Annotated in this window: 23 protein-coding genes; 5 read left to right on the forward strand and 18 right to left on the reverse strand. The window is 48.6% G+C overall.

From position 1 onward, the window contains the following. Positions 1 to 236: 236 nt before the first annotated feature. The 5 genes from AC0TWI_RS14370 to AC0TWI_RS14390 all read right to left on the reverse strand — a co-directional run bounded on the left by AC0TWI_RS14370 (position 237) and on the right by AC0TWI_RS14390 (position 5,291). A complete protein-coding gene (locus AC0TWI_RS14370) occupies positions 237 to 3,362 on the reverse strand; it encodes an SbcC/MukB-like Walker B domain-containing protein (RefSeq protein ID WP_488127023.1) in 3,126 nt (1,041 codons plus the stop codon). Further along, entirely contained in the window at positions 3,359 to 4,504 is a 1,146-nt protein-coding gene (locus AC0TWI_RS14375; RefSeq protein WP_488127024.1) for an exonuclease SbcCD subunit D, read from the reverse strand. Before AC0TWI_RS14375 ends, AC0TWI_RS14370 begins: the two co-directional genes overlap by 4 nt. Before the next feature lie 104 nt (positions 4,505 to 4,608). Continuing rightward, on the reverse strand, positions 4,609 to 4,755 hold the full coding sequence (locus AC0TWI_RS14380) for a YvrJ family protein (RefSeq protein ID WP_488127025.1): 147 nt from the start codon (positions 4,753 to 4,755) through the stop codon (positions 4,609 to 4,611). Positions 4,756 to 4,818: 63 nt separating this feature from the next. Next, positions 4,819 to 5,037 (reverse strand): DUF2922 domain-containing protein, encoded by a 219-nt coding sequence (locus AC0TWI_RS14385; RefSeq protein ID WP_488127026.1) that lies wholly within the window; start codon positions 5,035 to 5,037, stop codon positions 4,819 to 4,821. A gap of 38 nt (positions 5,038 to 5,075) precedes the next feature. Beyond that, positions 5,076 to 5,291 (reverse strand): DUF1659 domain-containing protein, encoded by a 216-nt coding sequence (locus tag AC0TWI_RS14390; RefSeq protein WP_488127027.1) that lies wholly within the window; start codon positions 5,289 to 5,291, stop codon positions 5,076 to 5,078. Positions 5,292 to 5,433: 142 nt separating this feature from the next. Between AC0TWI_RS14390 and AC0TWI_RS14395 the strand changes: the two genes are divergently transcribed. From AC0TWI_RS14395 to AC0TWI_RS14405, 3 genes are all read left to right on the forward strand, one after another. Further along, the gene (locus AC0TWI_RS14395) at positions 5,434 to 5,862 is read left to right on the forward strand and encodes a DUF2621 domain-containing protein (protein WP_488127028.1); all 429 of its coding nucleotides are present in this window, start codon (positions 5,434 to 5,436) and stop codon (positions 5,860 to 5,862) included. Positions 5,863 to 5,990: 128 nt separating this feature from the next. Beyond that, positions 5,991 to 6,371: a fluoride efflux transporter CrcB gene (gene crcB / locus AC0TWI_RS14400; RefSeq protein ID WP_488127029.1), complete on the forward strand. Its 381-nt coding sequence runs from the start codon at positions 5,991 to 5,993 to the stop codon at positions 6,369 to 6,371. Next, a complete protein-coding gene (locus AC0TWI_RS14405) occupies positions 6,368 to 6,727 on the forward strand; it encodes a fluoride efflux transporter FluC (RefSeq protein ID WP_488127030.1) in 360 nt (119 codons plus the stop codon). The genes crcB and AC0TWI_RS14405 overlap by 4 nt, the downstream gene beginning before the upstream one ends. Before the next feature lie 116 nt (positions 6,728 to 6,843). Here AC0TWI_RS14405 and AC0TWI_RS14410 read toward each other — a convergent pair whose 3' ends face one another. Continuing rightward, complete coding sequence (locus AC0TWI_RS14410) at positions 6,844 to 7,719, reverse strand: alpha/beta fold hydrolase (RefSeq protein WP_488127031.1); 876 nt, start codon at positions 7,717 to 7,719, stop codon at positions 6,844 to 6,846. A gap of 150 nt (positions 7,720 to 7,869) precedes the next feature. Between AC0TWI_RS14410 and AC0TWI_RS14415 the strand changes: the two genes are divergently transcribed. Further along, positions 7,870 to 8,580 (forward strand): MerR family DNA-binding transcriptional regulator, encoded by a 711-nt coding sequence (locus AC0TWI_RS14415; protein ID WP_488127032.1) that lies wholly within the window; start codon positions 7,870 to 7,872, stop codon positions 8,578 to 8,580. Positions 8,581 to 8,669: 89 nt separating this feature from the next. Here the strand turns inward: AC0TWI_RS14415 and AC0TWI_RS14420 are convergent, their stop codons facing one another. The 3 genes from AC0TWI_RS14420 to AC0TWI_RS14430 form a co-directional block, all read right to left on the reverse strand. Then, positions 8,670 to 9,149 (reverse strand): CcdC family protein, encoded by a 480-nt coding sequence (locus AC0TWI_RS14420; RefSeq protein WP_488127033.1) that lies wholly within the window; start codon positions 9,147 to 9,149, stop codon positions 8,670 to 8,672. A gap of 140 nt (positions 9,150 to 9,289) precedes the next feature. Continuing rightward, on the reverse strand, positions 9,290 to 9,649 hold the full coding sequence (locus AC0TWI_RS14425; protein WP_488127034.1) for a response regulator: 360 nt from the start codon (positions 9,647 to 9,649) through the stop codon (positions 9,290 to 9,292). A 29-nt stretch (positions 9,650 to 9,678) separates the two neighbouring features. Next, positions 9,679 to 10,371: a cytochrome c biogenesis CcdA family protein gene (locus tag AC0TWI_RS14430; protein WP_488127035.1), complete on the reverse strand. Its 693-nt coding sequence runs from the start codon at positions 10,369 to 10,371 to the stop codon at positions 9,679 to 9,681. A 317-nt stretch (positions 10,372 to 10,688) separates the two neighbouring features. Between AC0TWI_RS14430 and AC0TWI_RS14435 the strand changes: the two genes are divergently transcribed. Further along, entirely contained in the window at positions 10,689 to 10,898 is a 210-nt protein-coding gene (locus tag AC0TWI_RS14435; RefSeq protein ID WP_488127036.1) for a Spo0E family sporulation regulatory protein-aspartic acid phosphatase, read from the forward strand. 73 nt (positions 10,899 to 10,971) lie between these two features. Here the strand turns inward: AC0TWI_RS14435 and AC0TWI_RS14440 are convergent, their stop codons facing one another. The 9 genes from AC0TWI_RS14440 to yneA all read right to left on the reverse strand — a co-directional run bounded on the left by AC0TWI_RS14440 (position 10,972) and on the right by yneA (position 19,871). Further along, positions 10,972 to 12,759: an ABC transporter ATP-binding protein gene (locus AC0TWI_RS14440; protein ID WP_488127037.1), complete on the reverse strand. Its 1,788-nt coding sequence runs from the start codon at positions 12,757 to 12,759 to the stop codon at positions 10,972 to 10,974. Beyond that, entirely contained in the window at positions 12,759 to 14,510 is a 1,752-nt protein-coding gene (locus AC0TWI_RS14445) for an ABC transporter transmembrane domain-containing protein (protein ID WP_488127038.1), read from the reverse strand. Before AC0TWI_RS14445 ends, AC0TWI_RS14440 begins: the two co-directional genes overlap by 1 nt. Before the next feature lie 254 nt (positions 14,511 to 14,764). After that, positions 14,765 to 15,205, reverse strand: coding sequence for a GNAT family N-acetyltransferase (locus AC0TWI_RS14450; protein WP_488127039.1), 441 nt, complete (start codon positions 15,203 to 15,205; stop codon positions 14,765 to 14,767). A 207-nt stretch (positions 15,206 to 15,412) separates the two neighbouring features. Then, complete coding sequence (locus AC0TWI_RS14455; RefSeq protein WP_488127040.1) at positions 15,413 to 15,628, reverse strand: YneF family protein; 216 nt, start codon at positions 15,626 to 15,628, stop codon at positions 15,413 to 15,415. A gap of 76 nt (positions 15,629 to 15,704) precedes the next feature. After that, positions 15,705 to 16,139 carry a sporulation inhibitor of replication protein SirA gene (gene sirA, locus AC0TWI_RS14460; RefSeq protein ID WP_488127041.1) on the reverse strand — a complete coding sequence of 145 codons (435 nt, stop codon included), beginning with the start codon at positions 16,137 to 16,139 and terminating at the stop codon, positions 15,705 to 15,707. A gap of 200 nt (positions 16,140 to 16,339) precedes the next feature. Further along, positions 16,340 to 18,346, reverse strand: a complete 2,007-nt coding sequence (gene tkt / locus AC0TWI_RS14465) for a transketolase (protein ID WP_488127042.1) — start codon at positions 18,344 to 18,346, stop codon at positions 16,340 to 16,342. 125 nt (positions 18,347 to 18,471) lie between these two features. Beyond that, on the reverse strand, positions 18,472 to 18,705 hold the full coding sequence (locus tag AC0TWI_RS14470; RefSeq protein WP_488127043.1) for a DUF896 domain-containing protein: 234 nt from the start codon (positions 18,703 to 18,705) through the stop codon (positions 18,472 to 18,474). Between the two features lie 160 nt (positions 18,706 to 18,865). After that, positions 18,866 to 19,534, reverse strand: coding sequence for a YneB family resolvase-like protein (locus AC0TWI_RS14475; RefSeq protein ID WP_488127044.1), 669 nt, complete (start codon positions 19,532 to 19,534; stop codon positions 18,866 to 18,868). A 7-nt stretch (positions 19,535 to 19,541) separates the two neighbouring features. Further along, positions 19,542 to 19,871 (reverse strand): cell division suppressor protein YneA, encoded by a 330-nt coding sequence (gene yneA / locus AC0TWI_RS14480; RefSeq protein WP_488127045.1) that lies wholly within the window; start codon positions 19,869 to 19,871, stop codon positions 19,542 to 19,544. Positions 19,872 to 19,946 lie beyond the last annotated feature (75 nt).

The raw sequence follows: 19,946 nt of genomic DNA on the forward strand, positions 1-19,946 counted from the left end.
TACGGGGGCTAGCTGCTCGAGGTCATAAGTCAAAGGCGGATAAAGGCTGAAAAGCGCCTTTTTCTCCGCCTTCGCCTTATGCTTGTCGCAGCTGAACAAGCCCCCTCCGCTTTTAATCCTATCCAGCTACGGGCGGCAGGGGCTCGAGGTCATAAGCCAAACAAGAATGAAGGCAAAAAGCGCCTTCTTTCTTGCTCGTCTTATGCTTGTCGCCCCTAGTCAGCCGCCCTCCGCTTTTAAGATAACATATGGAATTGGGTTTGGCTGCCGGTTTGGGTGGCGGTGACGTCGAGGCGGGCGTCGATTCGTTCTTTTAGTTCCGGTACGTGAGAGATGATACCGACGAGGCGGCCGCTGCTTTGGATGTCCATTAGTGCTTCGATTGCCTGGTCAAGGGACTCGGGGTCGAGGGTGCCGAAGCCTTCGTCGATGAACATCGTTTCGAGTGATACGCCGCCGGCATGTTCTTGAACGATGTCAGCGAGCCCTAGAGCCAAGGAAAGTGCGGCTTTGAAACTTTCACCGCCAGAGAGCGTTTTGACATGTCGCTCCTGGCCTGTGTATTGGTCGAAGACGAGCAATTCCAGGCCGCTTTGGACATTGCCTTTCGATCGGTCGGTTTTCCTCAGCAATTCGTATCGGCCTCCGGTCATTTTTTGCAGCCGGGCGTTGGCGGCAGCAAGGATGTCGTCGAGGAAGGAGGCTAGGACGAAGCGTTCGAATGTCAGCCTGTATGTATTCTGGCCTCTCGTGATATCCGCAAGATGGCCGATAATTTCATACTGTTTTTCCGCTTCCCGGATGGCTTCGTTGATTGCTTCTGTCTCGCGAAAAATCTCTTCGTTCCTGTGGAGCGCAAGCGATAATGCCGCTTGGCGGTCACCGAGTGCCAAACATTGTTCCTCTTGCTGCTGCCAAGCCTGTTTCAGCAAATCCAGTTCAGGCGGCGCGGTGTTTTGCAGACGGAGTTCATATTCTTCGAGCCTGTCCATAACCGAGCGCCGTTCTTCCCCGTATTGCTGGATCGCCATGTGCAAGCTTTCCACTTCAGCTTTCGTCTTTTTCGCAGCAGCATATTCTTTATAGTTCGCGAACGCTTCCTCTTTCATTTTTCGCATGAAAATGTCTCGTTCGGCATCCAGCTCTATTTTTGCTTCCTCAGTTTGTGTCTTCAGGTTCTCAACATATCCTGCGATGCCGGCAAGCGTTTCCCCTGCCTGCGAATAGGCGGTTCTCGCTTCCTCGTAATCTTTTTCGAGCTTTTGCTTCCGTGCTGTCTCGATTTGGATCGCTTTCTCATATGCTTCTTTTGAACGGAGATGAGCGGGAATTCTTCGGATGGAAGCTTCCAGTGTGGCAGCCGTTTCAGCATAGCGGATCTCCAGCTCGTTTTGGGCGGCGGCCTGCTGCTGGATTGCAGCTTGAAGCTCTTCATTCTGCCTTTCCACCCGGACAAGTTCGTCGGCCAACGGTTCTAGCTGTTCGAGTGCCTGCTTATCTTTTGCGATGCTGTTTTGTTTTTCGGCAAAATCGGCCCGTTCCGCACGTAAGCTGGTTTTGACCGTTTCTTTCGTCGTTTCGTCGTCGAGCTCTCCCTGCCATTGCGAAATGTTTCTCTCCAGCGCATCCAACTCGGCTTCGAGTCGGTAACGGACCGCCTCTACTTCATGAAGTCGCTTGCCTGCTTCCTCCGCATTCCGCTTCGCTGTCTTCAGCTCTGCTTCCGATGGCAGGTCGACCTTATGGGCTGCGGGTACAGGATGGTGGGTCGAGCCGCAGACCGGACATTCTGCTCCTTCTTTCAGCTGCACTGCCAGCAGACCCGCCTGGCCATCCTGCCATTTTTGTTCGAGCGCGGCGAGATGGGTCCCGGCCTCTTCAGCAACAGTCTTGGCTTTCTCTTCTTTCCCAACCTGTTCCTGCATCTGGCACTTCAAATTATCCGCTTTTTCCCATAATAAATCGAGCTGGGCCAATACTTGCAGCCTCTGTTTTTTTGCGGACAGTTCCTTTTCCCGTTCGAAGAGGGAAATGCGCAATGATCCGAGTTCCTGATGTAGCGCCTTTTTTTCCACAAGCTCGGCCTTGAATTGCACAAGCTGCTTTTCTTCTCGCTCCCGCACTTCCTTCATTTCCTGCAGTTGTTGGAAAAGACCCTTTTTCGCTTTCTCGCGTGAATCAAACTGCTCGATCTCTTCCTGCATGCCGGCAAGCTTGGCGATTTCCCGCTGGACCTCTTCCCTCTCTGGTTGTTTCTTCATTTCCTCGTCGAGACGGCTTTTCGTCTTTTCCAGTTTTTCCTGCGCCTCTGCAAGCTTATTCAACTGTTCGGCAAGATTGCGGTCATATCGTTTCCACGTTTCACTCAGCCTCATGCATAGACGTTCCTGCTGATCCAGCCTGTCCGCTTTTTCAGCCATGACGATGCTTTCTTTCATAGCTGTTATTTCGGCTTCCCGGCTGTCCAGCTCCGCCTTTTTCGCCCGCAGCTCATCTCTTAGAAGAAACTGTTTCCGCAGTTCTTCACCTTCATCAAATCGACGTTTTGCTTCGTCGCGCTTTTTATTCGTATCCTGAATCTCAAGCTTGAGTGCAGCGACCTTCTCTTTCAGCTCTTCAATCACAGCTGGAAGCAACTCGGCGATCGCCCTTTCATTGTCAGGCTCTTCGGCAAGGACTGCTTCCATGCCTTCATGCCCGTCTGTCATCACCCCGCGAAAAAGTCGGCTCCGCTCTTCCGTTGCGGCGGCAACCTGCTGTTTCACATCGCCCGCCATCTCTTTCATTTTCTCTTCAATTCTTTTATAAAATTCCGTATGGAACAGCTTCTGCAAAATCAGTTCCTTTTCTTTGCTTTCCGAGACGAGGAGCTTGCGGAATTCCCCTTGGGGTATCATTAAAATCTGACGAAACTGATTCACATCAAGCTGGATGATCTCCTTCACTTTTTCATCGGTATCACGCACGTTCGCGGCAAGCAGTTCACGGGTGCCGTCTTCTTTGATCGCATACAGCTCCGCTTTCGCTCCGACAATCGTATATCCGTCGCCGCGTGATTTTTTCTTTTCCTGCTGGGGAGCGCGCCAAATATCGTACTCCTTGCCTTTCAGCCTGAACCGGAGCGATACTTCCGTTGGCAGTTCATCGGCTGCAAACTGGCTTCTAAGATCGGTTCCCGACCGATCATCTCCGCTTGCCCGGCCGAAAATTGCAAATGTGATCCCATCGAATATCGTTGTTTTTCCCGCGCCGGTTTTACCGGAGATGACAAACATCGTCCGGCTGCCAAGCTCACGGAAATCGATTTCGTTCACACCGGCATAGGGGCCGAATGCCTGCATTGTCAGTTGAATCGGCCTCATAGCGGCTGCATCTCCTTTTTCACAAGATTGATCACCTGCGCCATCATTTCTCGTTTCTCATCGGTAAACGAGAGAGTCGTCATTTCATCGTAAAAATCGCCGAACAGCTCCAGCTCGTCCTTCTTTTCACGGCTGCCAGCCCGATACGACTGCTTTTTCCTCCGGTCGACCGCTTCAATTTTTCGTTCGAGATGAAGCACGTTCGGGAAAACCGACCGAAGCTTGTTAATCGGATCGATGAGCGCACCTTCATCAAGGAGCGTCACTTTCAAGAAGTCATCCGTCTTCTGGCTGCCATAAAATTGCGGATCAAGCAGTTCCTCGAGGAAGCCGGACACTTCGCGCATGTCCTGCTTCGGCGCAAGTTCCCGCGTCTCGAGTGTATATCCTCCATCGTCACTGACCGTCACAATCGAAACGCTCTTTTTATGATTCGCCTCGGAAAATGAATATTTCAATAGGGAACCCGAATAACGGATTGTTTCATGCTTAATCGCATCCGGGCTATGCAGATGCCCGAGCGCTGTATATGTAAAAGGCGAAAAGCAGCTGGCACCAACACATCCGGCATTTCCGGCAGATAGTGTCCGTTCGGAATCGCTTGTCGCGCCGCCGAGAACGAATGCATGGCCGACCATAACGTTCGGCACAGTCGGATCAAGGCACTCCTCGATTTTCCCGATCACCCGCTGCATTGCCGTCTCATGGGAATGGACGGACCCATCATCAAAATATTCGCGAACGATGCCCGGCTCTGTATAGGGAACCAAGTAAAAATTGACGCCGTTAATCCGTACCGGCTCAAAGCAGTCACCGATTTTGCCGTTGATGTACAATCCGCTGTTCCGGTACCAGGACGAGCCGAATGAAAGCCGCTCTGCACTGTCATGGTTTCCGGAAATCGCAAGAATCGGGATGCCGAGTTCAATGTTGATCCGGTAAAACACATCTTCCAACAAGGCGACCGCATCTGTCGGCGGCACGGAACGGTCGTACAAATCGCCGGCGATAACGACCGCATCGGGCGCTTCCTCTTCCACAAGTGTGATGAACTGATCAAGCACATGCCGCTGCTGCTCGGTCATATATGTACCATGGACAAGCTTCCCTAAATGCCAGTCTGCCGTATGGATAAATTTCATTTTCCTCACATCCCCTGTCTATCTTTCCTCTTATTATAGCAAAAACAAAAGAGAGACGCCGGCGAAAATTCGCCAGCGGCCCCCTCCATCCCTTCAAGTTCCGATCAATTTTTCGCCTTCGCCATCCTCTCGGGCAAGCTCTGAATCGATTTGTTCACCAATTCAAGCTTGGTTTCAAGCCGATGCAGCACGTAAAAGGTGACGACCGCTGGAAAGCCGACCTCGCTGAGCAAAGGGAGAAGCTGTTCCATTCTTTGTTCACCTCCTTTTTAACAGAAAAAGGCCTGCCATGCGGCAAAGCCTTCTCCGACAAGTCAAATCACATTGAGACTTGTAATATTCCTTTCCACAACCCTGGCCGATTTGATCCCGGAAAGGCCGCCCCCTTCAGAATCAATGAAAATATCGGCCTCGATGATCGCCTCCATCGCTGCCCGGACCGCCGTTTCATCGAGCGGCTCCTGCGGCTGATCCACGCTGATCCGGATCGTTTTTCCTTCAGATGCATCAAAAACAAGCTCCAGCACTTTCATTCTGCTCCCCACCTCCCTCCTGGTTCCGCTTAATGCGGTCAGCCGATATGATAGGCCTCATTCTTCTCCACATCCTGCAGCCTCAGCGCAGACAGCGAACCAATCGCCTGGGCCGCGGCGTTCAGCCGATCGGCAGGCAACTGATGCCGAATATTGGCGAATGTTTTCGTCTTCACCTTCGGCTTGTCATTCTCATCCACCCCATCATCGAAAACAAGCTTCAGCTTCGTCCCCGTCAAAAAGGCTTGTGCCATTTTCTCACCCCCTTCACCGATCATATAGGAGGCAGCTCACAGAATGGACACCTTTCGGCATGAATCTATTCCACCGCTTGTCAGAGACGTGGGCATTTCGCTATAATGAAAGGTAAAGAACTATTTTTCAGAGGTGAATGACATGCAGCTCGGCGGCTGGTTTTTATGGTTCATTCTTTTCTGGGTTGTCGTATTGATCTCCCTCATGGGCATCGGCGGTTTCTTCATGTTCCGCAAGTTTTTAAAGCGGATGCCGAAAGCCGACGGGAAATCAGACATGGACTGGGAAGAATATTATGTGAAAAAGACGAAGCGACTCTGGGTGCCGGAAGTGAACAGCTTACTTGATGAGCTCGTCAGCCCTGTGCCTGAGCTTTTCCGCGATGTGGCAAGGCAGAAGATTGCCGGCAAGATCGGTGAACTTGCTTTAAAGGAAAAAGCCCGGCAGATTGATGAGGATGTCGTCATCCGCGGCTACATCATGGCAACACCGAAGCGGGACCACAAGTTTCTCCGCAAAAAGCTCGATCAGATGAAGATCGACTCATCGCCGTATGAACATTTGTTCTAGGACATCCGGCTTTTTCATAAGGAGGCATCCGGCTTTGACGGATGGTGCTCAGCCCGCCCGAAGCGGGCAGTTTACCGGGTCTCACCTTTTGAGGCCCGGCATTTTTATTGGATGAGGAGGGGTGACCGTTGACGTATATATGGGTCGGCATCGGCGGGATGGCAGGGAGCGCATTACGCTATCTGATTGGTCTGGCACTTGCCGGGGCTTCCTTTCCGGCTGGGACGTTGATCGCAAATCTGGCAGGTTGTTTCTTGCTTGGCATGCTGACAGAATGGCTCGAAAAGTCGGCCGTCTCTGAAAAACTGTACAAAGCGCTCACAACCGGGGTGATCGGATCGTTTACAACGTTTTCTGCTTTCTCTACAGAGGTCGCGTCACTTGCGAATGAAGGGAGAATGCTCACGGCACTCCTCTATTTTTCTGGAAGTGCGGCTGCTGGACTTCTCTTCACAGCGGCAGGCTTTGCAGCCGGCCGCAAGCTAGGTAAGAAGGAGGTAGCAAATTGAATCTCATTCTTGTCATGCTCGGCGGCTTTTTCGGCGCGATCGCCCGATTTGGTGCTGCGAACTTTTCCAAAAAACTGGGGTTTGCCGATTTTCCGGCAGGAACCGCATTCGTCAATGGAACGGGCGCCTTCGTTCTTGGGCTGCTGATAGGGCTAGCGGTTCCTGAATCACTTCACCTTCTGATCGGCACCGGTTTTCTCGGCGGCTATACGACATTTTCAACAATGCACGCTGAAATCCATGAACGTACCTCAGACGGCAGGAAGAGGATTGCTTACCTGTATATGGCGGGAAGCTACCTGATCGGCATTGTGCTCGCGTTTCTCGGGCTTTTGCTCGGAACTGCGCTGAAATAAACAAGCAACCGGGAAACCGCTAAGGAGTTTAGATCGCTTCCCTTTTTATCATCTTCTTATGTCGATTCTCATGGGTTGAAGGAATTATAGTTGTTCATCCTTTGCAAAGTACCAGATCATTTTCTTATCAAATTTTTATTCAGCCAGTGTTTTATCAATGAGAGTACTGTTCCAGGCTGCATAGCTTTCGTGTGATCCATATCAATTCCTTGGATGATTTCTATATCCCATCCTAGCTGTTCTAATTGTTGTTTATTTTTTTGAAGCATACCGACAATGTCGACTGTAACATTGCCAAAGTTTTCACCATAAACAATCGTGTCTTGTTCCCCGGCGAACGCCAATCTTGGGATAACTAACTTTTGTTGAATTTCTCGATCATCAAAATCGATCAAATTTTTGTACATCGTAACAAATTGTTTCGTTTGATTCGGGTCAATCTTTACTTGTATGTTATCCCACTCCACCTCATCAGGATTCATATGCTCATATTCGTCAATCACTGGAGAGGCTTGATTAGCCAAAGCTTGTTCATATGTTTTATTCGTTACCACCCTCATTTCTTTATAGGGACCATCGATTGGCGGAAAACCACCCATGATCAAGCTTTCTAATCGATCTGTCCGGATGGCTAATTGTAATCCAACTAAAGCTAGCCAGGAATATCCATAATAGCTAAACCTCTTCACGTTCATTTCATCAGCAATCGTTATCAAATCTTTTACGATATTGTCCGGTGTGAGATTTTCAGGGATCGGATGTTTCAGTCGGTGCCCCTCGTAATCGAAATAAAGAACTTGGAACATGTCCACTAATCCCTCTATAAAATGCTTTCCCAATTCGGGGTCCACTCCCCACAACTTTACATTTTCAGCTTCTTGTCCATAAACGGACTTCTTAGCGACTGGAAGCATGATGGTTGGATAGTCGGGATTGCCAACTAACCCAACCTTTAATTCAGACCCATCCGTAAGTCTTATCCTCTTTTCCATATTTATCACTCCTACGTTGTTTATACTTTTATCATATAACATTCATGCAATATTCCGGTTTTTCGCTATGCTCCCCATATATAGTGAGGATTTGATTTAAAATATGTTATCGTAGCACTTGAAGGTTTTACTTTAAAAAGGAGTAAATCAATGGAGACATATACCCCTAAACAAATTGCAGATGCCTTGAAGGTAAGCACAACAACTTTGAGAAGATACGAAGAACAAGGCCTTATTCCTCTTGTGCCGAGAACGAATAGTAATCACCGTTATTATCAAACGATTCACTATCAAGCTTTTATAGCGATTAGAGCCTTATTAAAAGGGTATGACATCCCCGTTGTCTACGAGGTTATGAGAAACATTAAAAGTTCAAATTTTGAAGAAGCCCTATGGTTAGTGAATGAACAACAATTCCATATACAATTGGAGAAACAGCGAGTGGAAGAAATCCTGACGATGATTCATCATGCTGAATTTACCCAATATAAAAACGTGAAATTAACGGATGGGATGAGTATTGGAGACGCAGCAAAAATAGCCGGAGTAAATACTTCAGCTATCCGCCACTGGGAAAATGAGGGGTTGGTTAAGTCAGATAGAAATCATGAAAACGGTTATAGAATATTTTCGATACGTGAACTTCGCAAAATACTGGTCATAAGCAGTTTAAGAAAAACCGTTTATTTTATAGAAAACATGAAGAAAGTAGTAGATGAAGTAGACACACAAAACTATGATCAAATCGAACGTTCATTTCAGCTGGCATTGGCAAATCTGAGCAAGCAGCTCGTACTTCAATTAAAAGGAATCGCAGAACTGACGAAATATATACATTTTTACCAGGAATCATATGCTTAAAGTAGATGGGCACACGCCTATCTACCAAAGAAAACGATTGTTTGAGCGTCAATTATAAACAAAAAAACGGACGAATTCGTCCGTTTTTTCTATGAAACCGCAACTGATTGCTTCAGCTGCTTCTCCAATTTTTTATATTGGGCAAACATGGCGACCCGCCATGGAACGATCATCGCAAAGGCAAGAATCCAGAACATGCCGCTCAACTGACCGACCTCTATTGTCTGGGCCAGCACCGACTTGAATGCGATCCGGATTAGCAAAAGACCGATCAATATAAAAGCAAATGCTTTCGATCGCTTCAAGTAAATGTCTTCGTCCTTAATTTCAAAGCGAGACGTCTTGATCAAAAAGATTGAAAAGACCAAACCAACCGCGACTGCCTCCAAAATCTCGGAACCTGTCACACGGAAATATGGAAGGACAAACATCAATGCCCCTGTACTCATGAAAACGGGCGGCAATAAAATCTTCTTGGCGGAAACAGGCCGTTCCGAGGCCTTAATCCGGACAAAAATGACCGCAATCCCCATCAACAGGGCAAATATCGATGGCAACAATAATTTCACTGCAATCAACCCTTGCTTTTTATAATTGTATGCTGCTTGGAAAAGCTCCCACCAAGAATAATCCAACAGGCGTTTGTTGTCAATCCGCCTTATTGATTTTCAATTGAAAACAGCGGCAATTCGCCGCTGTCCGTCTTCTACTATTCCAGTACTCTAGAAATTGCGTCGAGAACGCGGCCTTCGTCAAAAGGCTTGACGATAAAATCTTTTGCGCCGGCTTCGATTGCTTCGACGACCATTTTTTGCTGGCCCATCGCCGAACAAATAATCATCCGTGCCAGTGGATGGCTTTCTTTGATCCGCTTTACTGCCTCGATGCCGTTCATCTCTGGCATCGTTATGTCCATCGTGACCAGATCCGGGAGCAGCTCGTCGTATTTCTCAATCGCCTGCAAACCGTTCTCCGCTTCCCCGACGACTTCATGGCCGCCATTGGCCAGCATATTACCAAGTGTCAATCTCATAAACTTTGCATCATCCACAATTAAAATCCGTGCCACTTCGTTCCCTCCAATATATGCGCTTATACTTAAAAATAAGTAGAAAAAATGCCGACTAGCAAGGTCATTCCGTCGAAAAACAAGATAATGCCGACAAGAATCATCAAGTACCCGCCAATTTTCATGATCAATAAATTATGCTTGCGGATCCAATCCATTCTCCCGACGAAAAAGGAGAGAATGATGAACGGTATCGCAAAACCGAGCGAATACGCAATCATTAGAAATACGCCGGAACCTGGGTTTGACGCCGCCAATCCAAGGACCATACCGAGAATTGGACCGGTGCACGGAGTCCAGCCCGCCGCAAACGCCATTCCGATCAAAACACTGCCAATAAAGCCTGAAGGGCGGTTCTTCACCTGGACCCGCCTTTCCTTCATAAGGAAATCAGGCGAGAAAATACCGACAACAACCAGTCCAAACACCACAATAAAAATAGCGCCGACCTGGCGGATCAAGTCTTTGTATTCATTAAACAAACTGCCGATAAATGAAGTTCCTAAACCAAGTATAATGAAGACAGCCGTAAATCCGAGCAGGAAATACAACGTGTGCAGCATGCTTCGGCGTCGCAGCATCGCATTTTCTGTCTTTAGCTCCTTCACCGACATCCCTGTAATATAAGATAAAAATGCCGGGTATAAAGGCAGGACGCACGGGGAAATAAAGCTCAGAAAACCTGCACCGAAAGCGAGCAACAGATTAATATCACCATTCATGCTAATAACCACTCCCAAAAGCCATTTGTCCGCCTCGGTTCTCCGTAACAGAAACCATGCAGGACCTACCGCAGATTCCGCCCCTTTACCCGCATCCTGCATGAGGACAACAAATTGCGGGTATCCGGCTAAAACCTGCACTCTCCTTCATTCTACCAGAGAATGGCCGGGAGAAGGTCCTCTAAGTTTGTGAATGGTTTGTGTCCAGCGGGTTTTATTTTGGCAACCCTATGGAAGTTTGATATACTTTATTCTGACATATAAAATCGGCAACCATAGAAGACATACTCATTTCTCAGTAGAAAGGAACTTTACCATTGCCTACTCATAAGCTTCTTGAAGAGATTGAGGAAAAGCGTGCCCAATTGATCGCCATTGGCATGAAAACCGGCTTGACTTCAGCGCTTGCCCTGCAATACAGCATGGAGCTCGACCAGCTGCTGAATCAATACCGGCGACTTGAGACTTCCGGCAGCCAGGATGCCAGATATCTCACTGTTTCGCGCCGCACGCCTGTAAGGAAATAAGCAAGAGCACAGTCTGACATTTACCCGGCAATTTTGATTGCCGGGTTGTTTAATGCGCACGCTCTCTTCCATTTTACAACACTTCCTCCATTTTTTCCTGCAAACCGTTCTGGAGCAGATACATCTTATAATAAAGCCCCTTTTTGGCCAGCAGCTCCTGGTGGTTCCCCCGTTCTACAACCTCCCCTTCATGAAGAACGAGGATCAGTTCCGCATCCTGGATGGTCGAGAGCCTATGGGCAATGGCAATCGTCGTCCGCCCCTTCCGCATTTTCCCAAGAGCATGTTGGATCGCTTCTTCTGTCTCTGTATCGATATTTGCGGTCGCCTCATCGAGAACAAGAATCTTCGGCTTGGCCGCCATTGTCCTAGCGAAGGCAATCAACTGCCGCTGACCGCTGGAAAACGTGGAACCTCTCTCGGTCACCTGGTGGTCATACTGGTCGGCTAGCTTTTCGATAAACGCATCTGCCTGAACAAACTCCGCCGCATCCTGGACTGTCTGGTCTGACATCTCTCCGTTATGGAGCCGGATGTTGTCGCCGATCGTCCCGTAAAAGAGAAAAGGATCCTGCAAGACGAGTCCAATTTTGCTTCTCAGCTCTTCCATCGGGTAGCTTCGGATCGGCTGCCCGTCCAGTAAAATTTCACCTCGATCAAATTCATAAAAACGCATCATTACATTTATGATCGAGCTTTTCCCGCTTCCCGTATGGCCGACGAGCGCCACCGTTTCTCCCGGGTTCGCAGTAAACGATATATTTTTCAGCACATCTCTCTTCCCATCATAGGAAAAACTGACATTCCGGAACTCGATTTTCCCCTCCTGGATCGTCCTGCCTTCCACTTCCTCCTGCATGGGGGCAAGTTCCTTTTCATCAAGAACATGAAAGACGCGAGACGCGGCAACAGTCGCCTCTTGGAAAAAGGAAAGGCGCTCCATCATCGAATTGACCGGCTCAAAAAAACGGTCCAGGTAATTCACGAACGCGTATAGTACGCCGATTTCAATCGGGCTATTAAAGGACGTAATCCCGAAAAAGCTGAGCACGACGACCAAAGCAGCAGTATAAACGAGGTCGAGCGCCGGCCGCAGCAGTAAGCCGTTGATTTTGATGTTCTTCATCCCCGCCTCATAATGCTTCTCGTTGATTGCCGCGAATTCCGAGCGGAGCCGTTTCTCCTGGCGGAACATTTGGATGATCTCCATCCCCTGGATCGATTCGCTTAACTTGGCATTCAGCCCGCTCAGCCGCTCACGGAGATCCATGTAAAACTTCGTACTATATTTCCTGTACAAACTCATGATCAGAAAAAGCAGGGGTAAAATAAACAAGCAAAAAACAGCAAGCTTTACATTCAGGATGAACATCGCGATGAAAATCCCAACGAGCAGAAATGCCCCCTGGATAAAGGTAACAAGCACGCTGACGAACATCTCCTTGATCGCTTCCGTATCATTCGTTACCCGCGAGACGATGCCGCCGCCCGGTGTCTTGTCAAAATAACGCATCCCGAGCTTTTGTACTTTCGCAAAAATATCGACCCTGAGCTTTTGGATGATCCACAAGGCGACCTCCTGGAACGTTACGAATTGAAAATACATAAAGACGGCATTTGCCAGCTGAATAAAAAGAAACATCGAAGCAATCACGATCAGCGGTCCAGCCGGGAAATGACGCGGCGTCAAATAATCATCGATGAACACTTTGATGAAAATCGGGCCAACTATGTCACAGAGCGTAGCAAACAGGAGCAACAAAAAAGCGATGCTCAGCTTTTTTTTATGCGGTTTGGCATAGGCAAGCAGTCTGAGAAGAATCTCCTTCTGTTCCTTGCCGGTAATCGTCTTCCTCTCCATCATGCTCCCCCCTGTTCCACTAATTCTTCCAGCTGTTGGCTGATGAACATCATTTTATACCAGCCGTCCTCATCCATTAGTTCTTCATGTGTCCCTCTTTCCGCAATTTTCCCATTTTCAAGCACGAGAATGAGGTTGGCATGCTGGATGGCGCTCAGCCGGTGTGTCGTTATCATCGTGGTTTTTCCGTCCCTTTCCTCCCTAAGAGAAGAAAGGATTGCCGCCTCCGTTTTTGCATCGACGGCTGACAGCGAGTCATCGAGCATGAGAATTTCAGGATCCGGCAAGAGTGCCCGCGCAATCGAAATCCGCTGCTTTTGTCCGCCTGAAAGCGAGACACCGCGCTCACCTACAACCGTGCCATACCCGTCCGGCAGGTTGATGATGTCTTGATGGATATGTGCAGCTTTAGCGGCCGCTTCAATCTCTTCCTGTGTCGCATCTGGTTTGGCGAATGCGATATTCTCACGAATCGTCGCGGAAAAAAGAAAATGATCCTGCGGCACAAAGCCGATTGCAGAGCGGAGCGCAAACTGGGTCACATCCTCAATTCGCTTCCCGCCGATCGATAGAGTCCCTTCATACTCGTCATACTCGCGCAGCAGCAATGTAAGCAGTGTTGTCTTGCCCGCACCTGTCTTCCCGACAATTCCGATCGTACCGCCTCTTTCCAATGTAAAATGAATGCCCTCGAGAGCGGCCACTTCTTCGCCAGGATACGCGAAACGCTCCAACGCATAGGAAACATCTCCGCTTGGAGGGACAGTACCCGCACCTTTCCGGTCCTCGATCTCCGGCTTTTGTGCAAGCAACAGCTGGATCCTGTCGTATGATGCCCGGCCCCTTTCCATTATGTTGAACAGAAAGCCGAACGCAAGCATTGGCCAGACGAGCAAGCCGAGATACGTTGTAAAGGAAACGAGCTGCCCGATTGTCAGCTCTCCGGCAATGACGTATTTCGCACCAAACACAAGGGAGAGGAAAAACGACAGGCCGACAATAAGCGAAATCGTCGGATCGAACAGGGAATCAACCTTTGCCACCGCCACGTTTTTGCGGACGACATCCGCCGACTGTTCACGGAACGATTCCACTTCCTCCTTCTCCTGGCCGAACGTCTTGATCACTTTAATGCCTGATACACTTTCCTGCGTCTTGTCGTTCAGCGCCGAGAACGCTTCCTGTGCTGTGCCAAACCGCTTATGCAGCAAATTTCCGTAATAGCTTGTCAGCACCGCCATGAACGGCATTGGGATTAAGGCGATCAGTGTCAATTTCCAGCTGATCGTCGCGGCCATCGCAATGACGACTGCTCCTCCGGTCATAATCGAATCAACGAGGGTCAGTACACCCGATCCGGCTGCACCTTGGACGGCAGAGATGTCATTCGTCGCATGAGCCATCAAATCCCCCGTCCGATTCTTCTGGTAAAACGACGGCGACATTTTTGACAGATGGCGAAACAAATCCTGCCTCAAATTCCTCGCCAATTTCACAGAAGAACCGAAAATCATGATCCGCCAATAATAGCGGAGCACATACATCACAATACCTGCCCCGGCAAGAACCACAACCCAAAGCATAAGCGTGCGGCCCGTCAAAGTCCCGCTCGCAATCGCATCCACGACAATACCGACTACCTTCGGCGGAATCAGCTGAAGAAGCGCCACAGCCATCAGCATGACAACGCCCCAAAGATACGCCTTCTTCTCTTGCTTAAAAAACCACATCAAATCGAAAAATACCTTCAACCCCACTCCCCCTATACCCCAGCGGCAAGATCGCGCATGAAAAAGGCCCAAAAGTGAAGTTCACTTTTGAACCCGGTCTTCTGCTGCAACTATCTGAATCGTCCGGCCGCTCTCACAATTAAGAAAAATATACCTGAAAATATGGTCTCTGTCTAGATGAATTCTCTGAAATCGGACATTGCAACCTCGAGAGGCACGCGTGCCTTTAATCTATGTCCACATCTCTATTGGGATAAGGCCTTCTTCCCGACTGTTCACAAACACTTTTGGAGGATGATTTTCGGTTCTCCGCTACGGTCCGTATAGGTCCCAATCACATCGAAGCCGCTTTTGATATTTAACAGAAGCATGCCACGCCATTTGTTTTTCGTCTTCGTTTGCACGATCTTGTACCCTTTTTCTTTCAGGTACAAATGTTGGCAGTCCATCAGCTTTGAAGCGATCCCTTTCTTTCTCTCTCGTTCATCAACCCCGCCAAGCCAGCTATAATAACAGTCAGAGTCCAGTTCATAACCGATTTTATATCCGACTACCCGGTCCTTTTCCAAACCGACGGTAAATAATAGGTTCCGTTTGTCCTTCGCCTTGCTGACAAGTTCCACAGAATCTTTAAAGATATTTTCATGCAAAATCAAAATTTGATCGAGTATGTTCTGATTAGGGAAACCTTCAATATTGACGATCTCCAAATTCATCACTCCTTCCTTGTATGTAAACATGCGTGGATGATCGGTAAAGGGGCTAAATGCAGACGGAAGAAAAAGCAATGTCTATTTTGCACAGCACTGTCTTCACACTTTTCAGTCTTTGGGAACTGGTCTTTACCAGCGTATTGTGCAATATAGAAGGAACGCAAAAAACCACTTCTCCTTTACTTCAGGGAAAGTGGTTTTGGAAGCAGATTATTTCATCTGCTTGTTCATTGCCTGCATCATTTGATTGATTTTCTTCTGGGATGGTTTCATTCCCATCTGCATCATCATCATTTTGAGCATTTGTTCATTAATCGGCGGGTTTTTCTTCAAATAATTCATCATGTACTTACGAGCGATAAAGAAGCCTAGAGCGACCCCAGCGAGCAAGCAGATGAACCCCGTTAATATGAATTGCCAGGTCATCTTGTGTTTCCTCCTTCAAGTTGTCTGTTTCAAGTTTACTAAATCCGCATGAAATATACAATCTTGGCGGAACATTTCAGACATATTTTCTTTCCTTCATCGGCTTGATCCAGCCGTATTGGTTGTGTTCCATGTCAAGCGCGAGGAATCGGCCGTCGAATTTCCGCAGAACTTCGAAAAAAACCGACTCGGAATCATAGCCTCCCCATGCCCGCAGCTTTAGGCAGCGTTTGCTGATCATCAGCTCGGCACTTTCTTCGCCGCTCCGCGTCAGCGCCTTGTAAATTTTCCCGCGGATTGCAATTTGTCTCGTTGGCAGATAGGAAGCCAAATGGCGGTGCAGCTCAAAATAGGGCAGAGGTTTGGTAATGTAGTCAATTTGCTTTTGGATAATATCATTCAGTCGGGCATCCCTATGATTGGCTGCAAACAATTCATAAAATTTGCTTTCACGGCCGTAGAAATGAGCCGCGACCTCTTCTTCAATCAGATAAATGTAATATGTCCTCATGCAAATTTTCCACTCCCCCGTTAGCTCTCGCATCATGCGGATGAAGTTCTTCTTGGTGCCCCGAATGGGCTCTTATCCTATCTATTCGTGATGGAAGGACGAATCCCTTTATTTTCAGCAAAAAAGAGGGGAAATGGTTATCCCCTCCTTTCATGGTGTCCCTATTGCTGGAACGATTGACCCAGCAGAGCCCCACCCTATTACTTTCCGAGCATACCTTTTACTTTTGCTACAGCATTTTCAACAGTAAAGCCGTACTCCTCGATGATTCTTTCGCCAGGCGCAGATGCACCGAAACGGTCAATCGCCATGATTTCACCTTCATCGCCGGCGTATTTTGCCCAGCCGAGAGATGAGCCCATTTCAATCGCAAGGCGCTTTTTCACCGAACGCGGCAAGACGGATTCTTTATACTCCGCAGACTGCTCTTCGAAGCGATCCCATGCAGGCATGGAAACGACGGACACGGAAATACCTTCTTTTTCAAGCTCTTTCTGAGCGTCCACCGCAAGGCCGACTTCAGATCCGGTTGCAATCAAAAGCGCTTCAGCATTGCCATCTTTAGCAGGCGAAATGACATAAGCCCCTTTTTCGACTCCTTCTTGAGCTGTTTTATCGGTACCTTCGATGGTCGGCAAGTTCTGTCTTGTCAAAACAAGGGCCGTCGGGCGGTGCTTCGACTGCATCGCCACTTTCCAGGCAGCCGCCGTTTCGTTTCCGTCTCCCGGACGGATGACAGACAATCCCGGCATAGCGCGCAAGGCAGCCAACTGTTCAACAGGTTCATGCGTCGGGCCATCTTCACCGACCGCAATGCTGTCATGGGTAAATACGTATGTGACCGGCAGTTGCATCAATGAAGCAAGGCGGATGGCCGGGCGCAGGTAATCAGAGAAGACGAAGAATGTTCCGCCGAATGCACGCAGGCCGCCATGAAGGGCAATCCCATTCATCGCTGCACCCATACCGAATTCACGGACACCGAACCAGACGTTTCTTCCCGCATAGTTGGATGCGTCAAAATCGCCTTTTTCCTTCATCATCGTCTTGTTGGAGCTTGCCAAGTCGGCAGCACCGCCGAAAAGTGTAGGCAGGTTCTGGCTGATCGCATTCAACACTTGCTCACTCGAAGCCCGGGAAGCAAGGCTTTTTCCTGTTTCATAGACAGGGACGTCTTTATCCCAGCCTTCTGGAAGTTCACCAGTTATTGCGTTGCTGAGCTGTTCCGCGATTTCAGGGTTGGCCTCTTTGTATTTTTCAAAAAGCTCATTCCAAGCAGCTTCTTTCTCTTCTCCCGCTTTTACCATCACAGTCTCAAAGTGGTCATACACTTCAGATGGAACATAGAAGTCTTCCTCATATGTCCACTTGTACGCCTCTTTTGTCAGCTTCATTTCAGCTTCGCCTAGCGGAGCGCCATGGACGGCAGATTTGCCGGATTTGTTTGGAGCGCCATAGCCGATAACTGTTTTCACTTCGATCAGTGTCGGCTTGGATGTGTCCGCCTTCGCTGCTTCGATTGCTTTCGCGATTTCATCCATGTCATTTCCGTCTTCTACACGCAGATACTGCCAGCCATATGCCTCAAAACGTTTGCCGACATTCTCGGAGAACGACTTGTCCAGCTCGCCATCAAGCGTGATGTCATTTGAATCATAGAGCATGACCAGTTTTCCAAGCTTCAGGTGACCAGCAAGTGAAACGGCTTCAGATGCAACGCCTTCCATCAGGTCCCCGTCTCCGCACAATGCGTATGTAAAGTGGTCGACTACTTTAAAATCATCCTTGTTGTACGTCGCAGCAAGATGCGCTTCTGCCATCGCCATGCCAACTGCCATACCGATTCCCTGGCCGAGCGGACCTGTTGTCGCTTCTACACCAGGCGTATAGCCGTATTCGGGATGTCCCGGTGTGCGGCTTCCCCACTGACGGAAGTTTTTGATGTCCTCCATCTCCACTCCGTAGCCTGACAAGTGCAGCAGACTGTAAAGCAGCATCGATCCATGTCCTGCAGACAGCACAAAGCGGTCACGGTTGAACCATGCTGGATTTTTCGGATTGTGATTCATAAAGCGGCTCCATAATGTGTAAGCCATTGGAGCAGCACCCATCGGCAGGCCTGGGTGTCCGGAATTCGCTTTTTCGATCGCATCGATCGACAATGTTCTGATCGTATTTACCGCGAGTTGATCAATTTTCTCAAACATGTGCAACAACCTCTCCATCTACGTAATAGTCAATATTCATCATAATCGGAATTGACCGATAATACAAACATAATCCGACATTGCAAGAAAACAGCAAGTGCATGGCCGGGTCAAGTCCTTCAAGATTAATGAAGTTTTTTCTTTGCCTGGATCTTTCGTACTTTTTCAGGCGTCACTTCTTCTCCTGTTTCATCGAATACACGTACATGCTCAATTGTATCTTTCATCGTGGAGCGGAAAACCTGCAGATATTCGGCGCGCAAACTTGATTGTTCCTTCGCTTCTTCTGCAGTTAACCCCTCTTCCTTCGATTTTTTAGACAGTTGGTTAATACGCTCAAGCTTTTCTTTTGATAGCATCGAAAAACCCCTTTTCGTTAAAATTTCCAACCTGGGAGGGAAAGTTTTTTGATTAAAGCCATCTTACTAGAAATGGCGGTAGAGAACAAATTTCAAGCTTTATCGATGCCGTAATAAAAAAATCCCCGTATCATCTTATCAAAGATGATACGAGGATTTCTTACGTCCTATCACTATTATCATGGAGGGCCTGCTCCTCCATATGCTCCTTGTAGCGCCGGTGGACGGTCGCTTTTGAGACGGCATAGCCGAACCCCCTCATCGTTGCCGCGATCTCCTCGAACGTGAGTCCGTTTTGCCGCAGCCGGATGATTTCGTCGACGGGAAGCTCTTTCCGTTCGCGCCCCTCCAAATTTCCTCGGTTCTTCAAGTTTTTTTCGGGCCGGTAACCATGCTCCACAGCCCGCTTCATGCCGCGCTGGATTTTCAAGTTATGCAGCTTGCGCTGATGCTCTTCCACCATGCTGACGATCTTGAGCACCATCGAATCCGATTCGGAAATCTGCAATTCACCATTATGAGCAAAACTGTACACCCGGACATTTTCCTTCATCAGGCAATGCAGGAGCGCAATTCTTGCGTTTCCGCGCCCGAGCCGCGTCTCATCCTGAATCAGGACGGCATCAATCTGCTCCTCTTTGATCCGGTCAAGCATATCGAGCACCCCAGGCCGGTCGAGCGAATACCCGCTCGCCTGTTCGCGAATGATCGCATCCACTTCAAACTGCCAGGCACGGGCTGCGGCCGTCAATTCCTCCTCCTGCCGGGCAAGGGAGGTTTCCTGTGTCTCTTTTTCCGTGCTGACCCGGCAATATATGATCACTTTCATCTGGCTGTCACTTCCTTTTAGCGCTGAACGCGAGCTGGCTTTCACCTGAATGCCAGCTCTCCGGCGGTGCAGGAATTACAATCGAGTCGCCGTCTTTAATCATCCTTCCGGCCAGATTGTTTTCTTGCCGGACCTTCTCAACAAATTCGGCGCGGTGCATGCCAGCTTTCTCTGCATACTGGTCGGCAAGCTCCCATAATGTTTCACCCTGTCTCACAGTTATTGTATCAAATCGGTTCTTCTCCTGCCCTTCCTGGAAAGCCAAGTATGCAGCCATCAGCACGATTGCAGTGAAAAACAAAATAACAAAAGAATATTTTTTCCAAATGATAGACATATCCAATCCCCCAAAATCGAATATTTGTTCGTATGTATTGATTTGATTATAAAACGAACACTTGTTTGTTGTCAA

This window comes from Lederbergia sp. B243.17 (assembly GCF_057657925.1).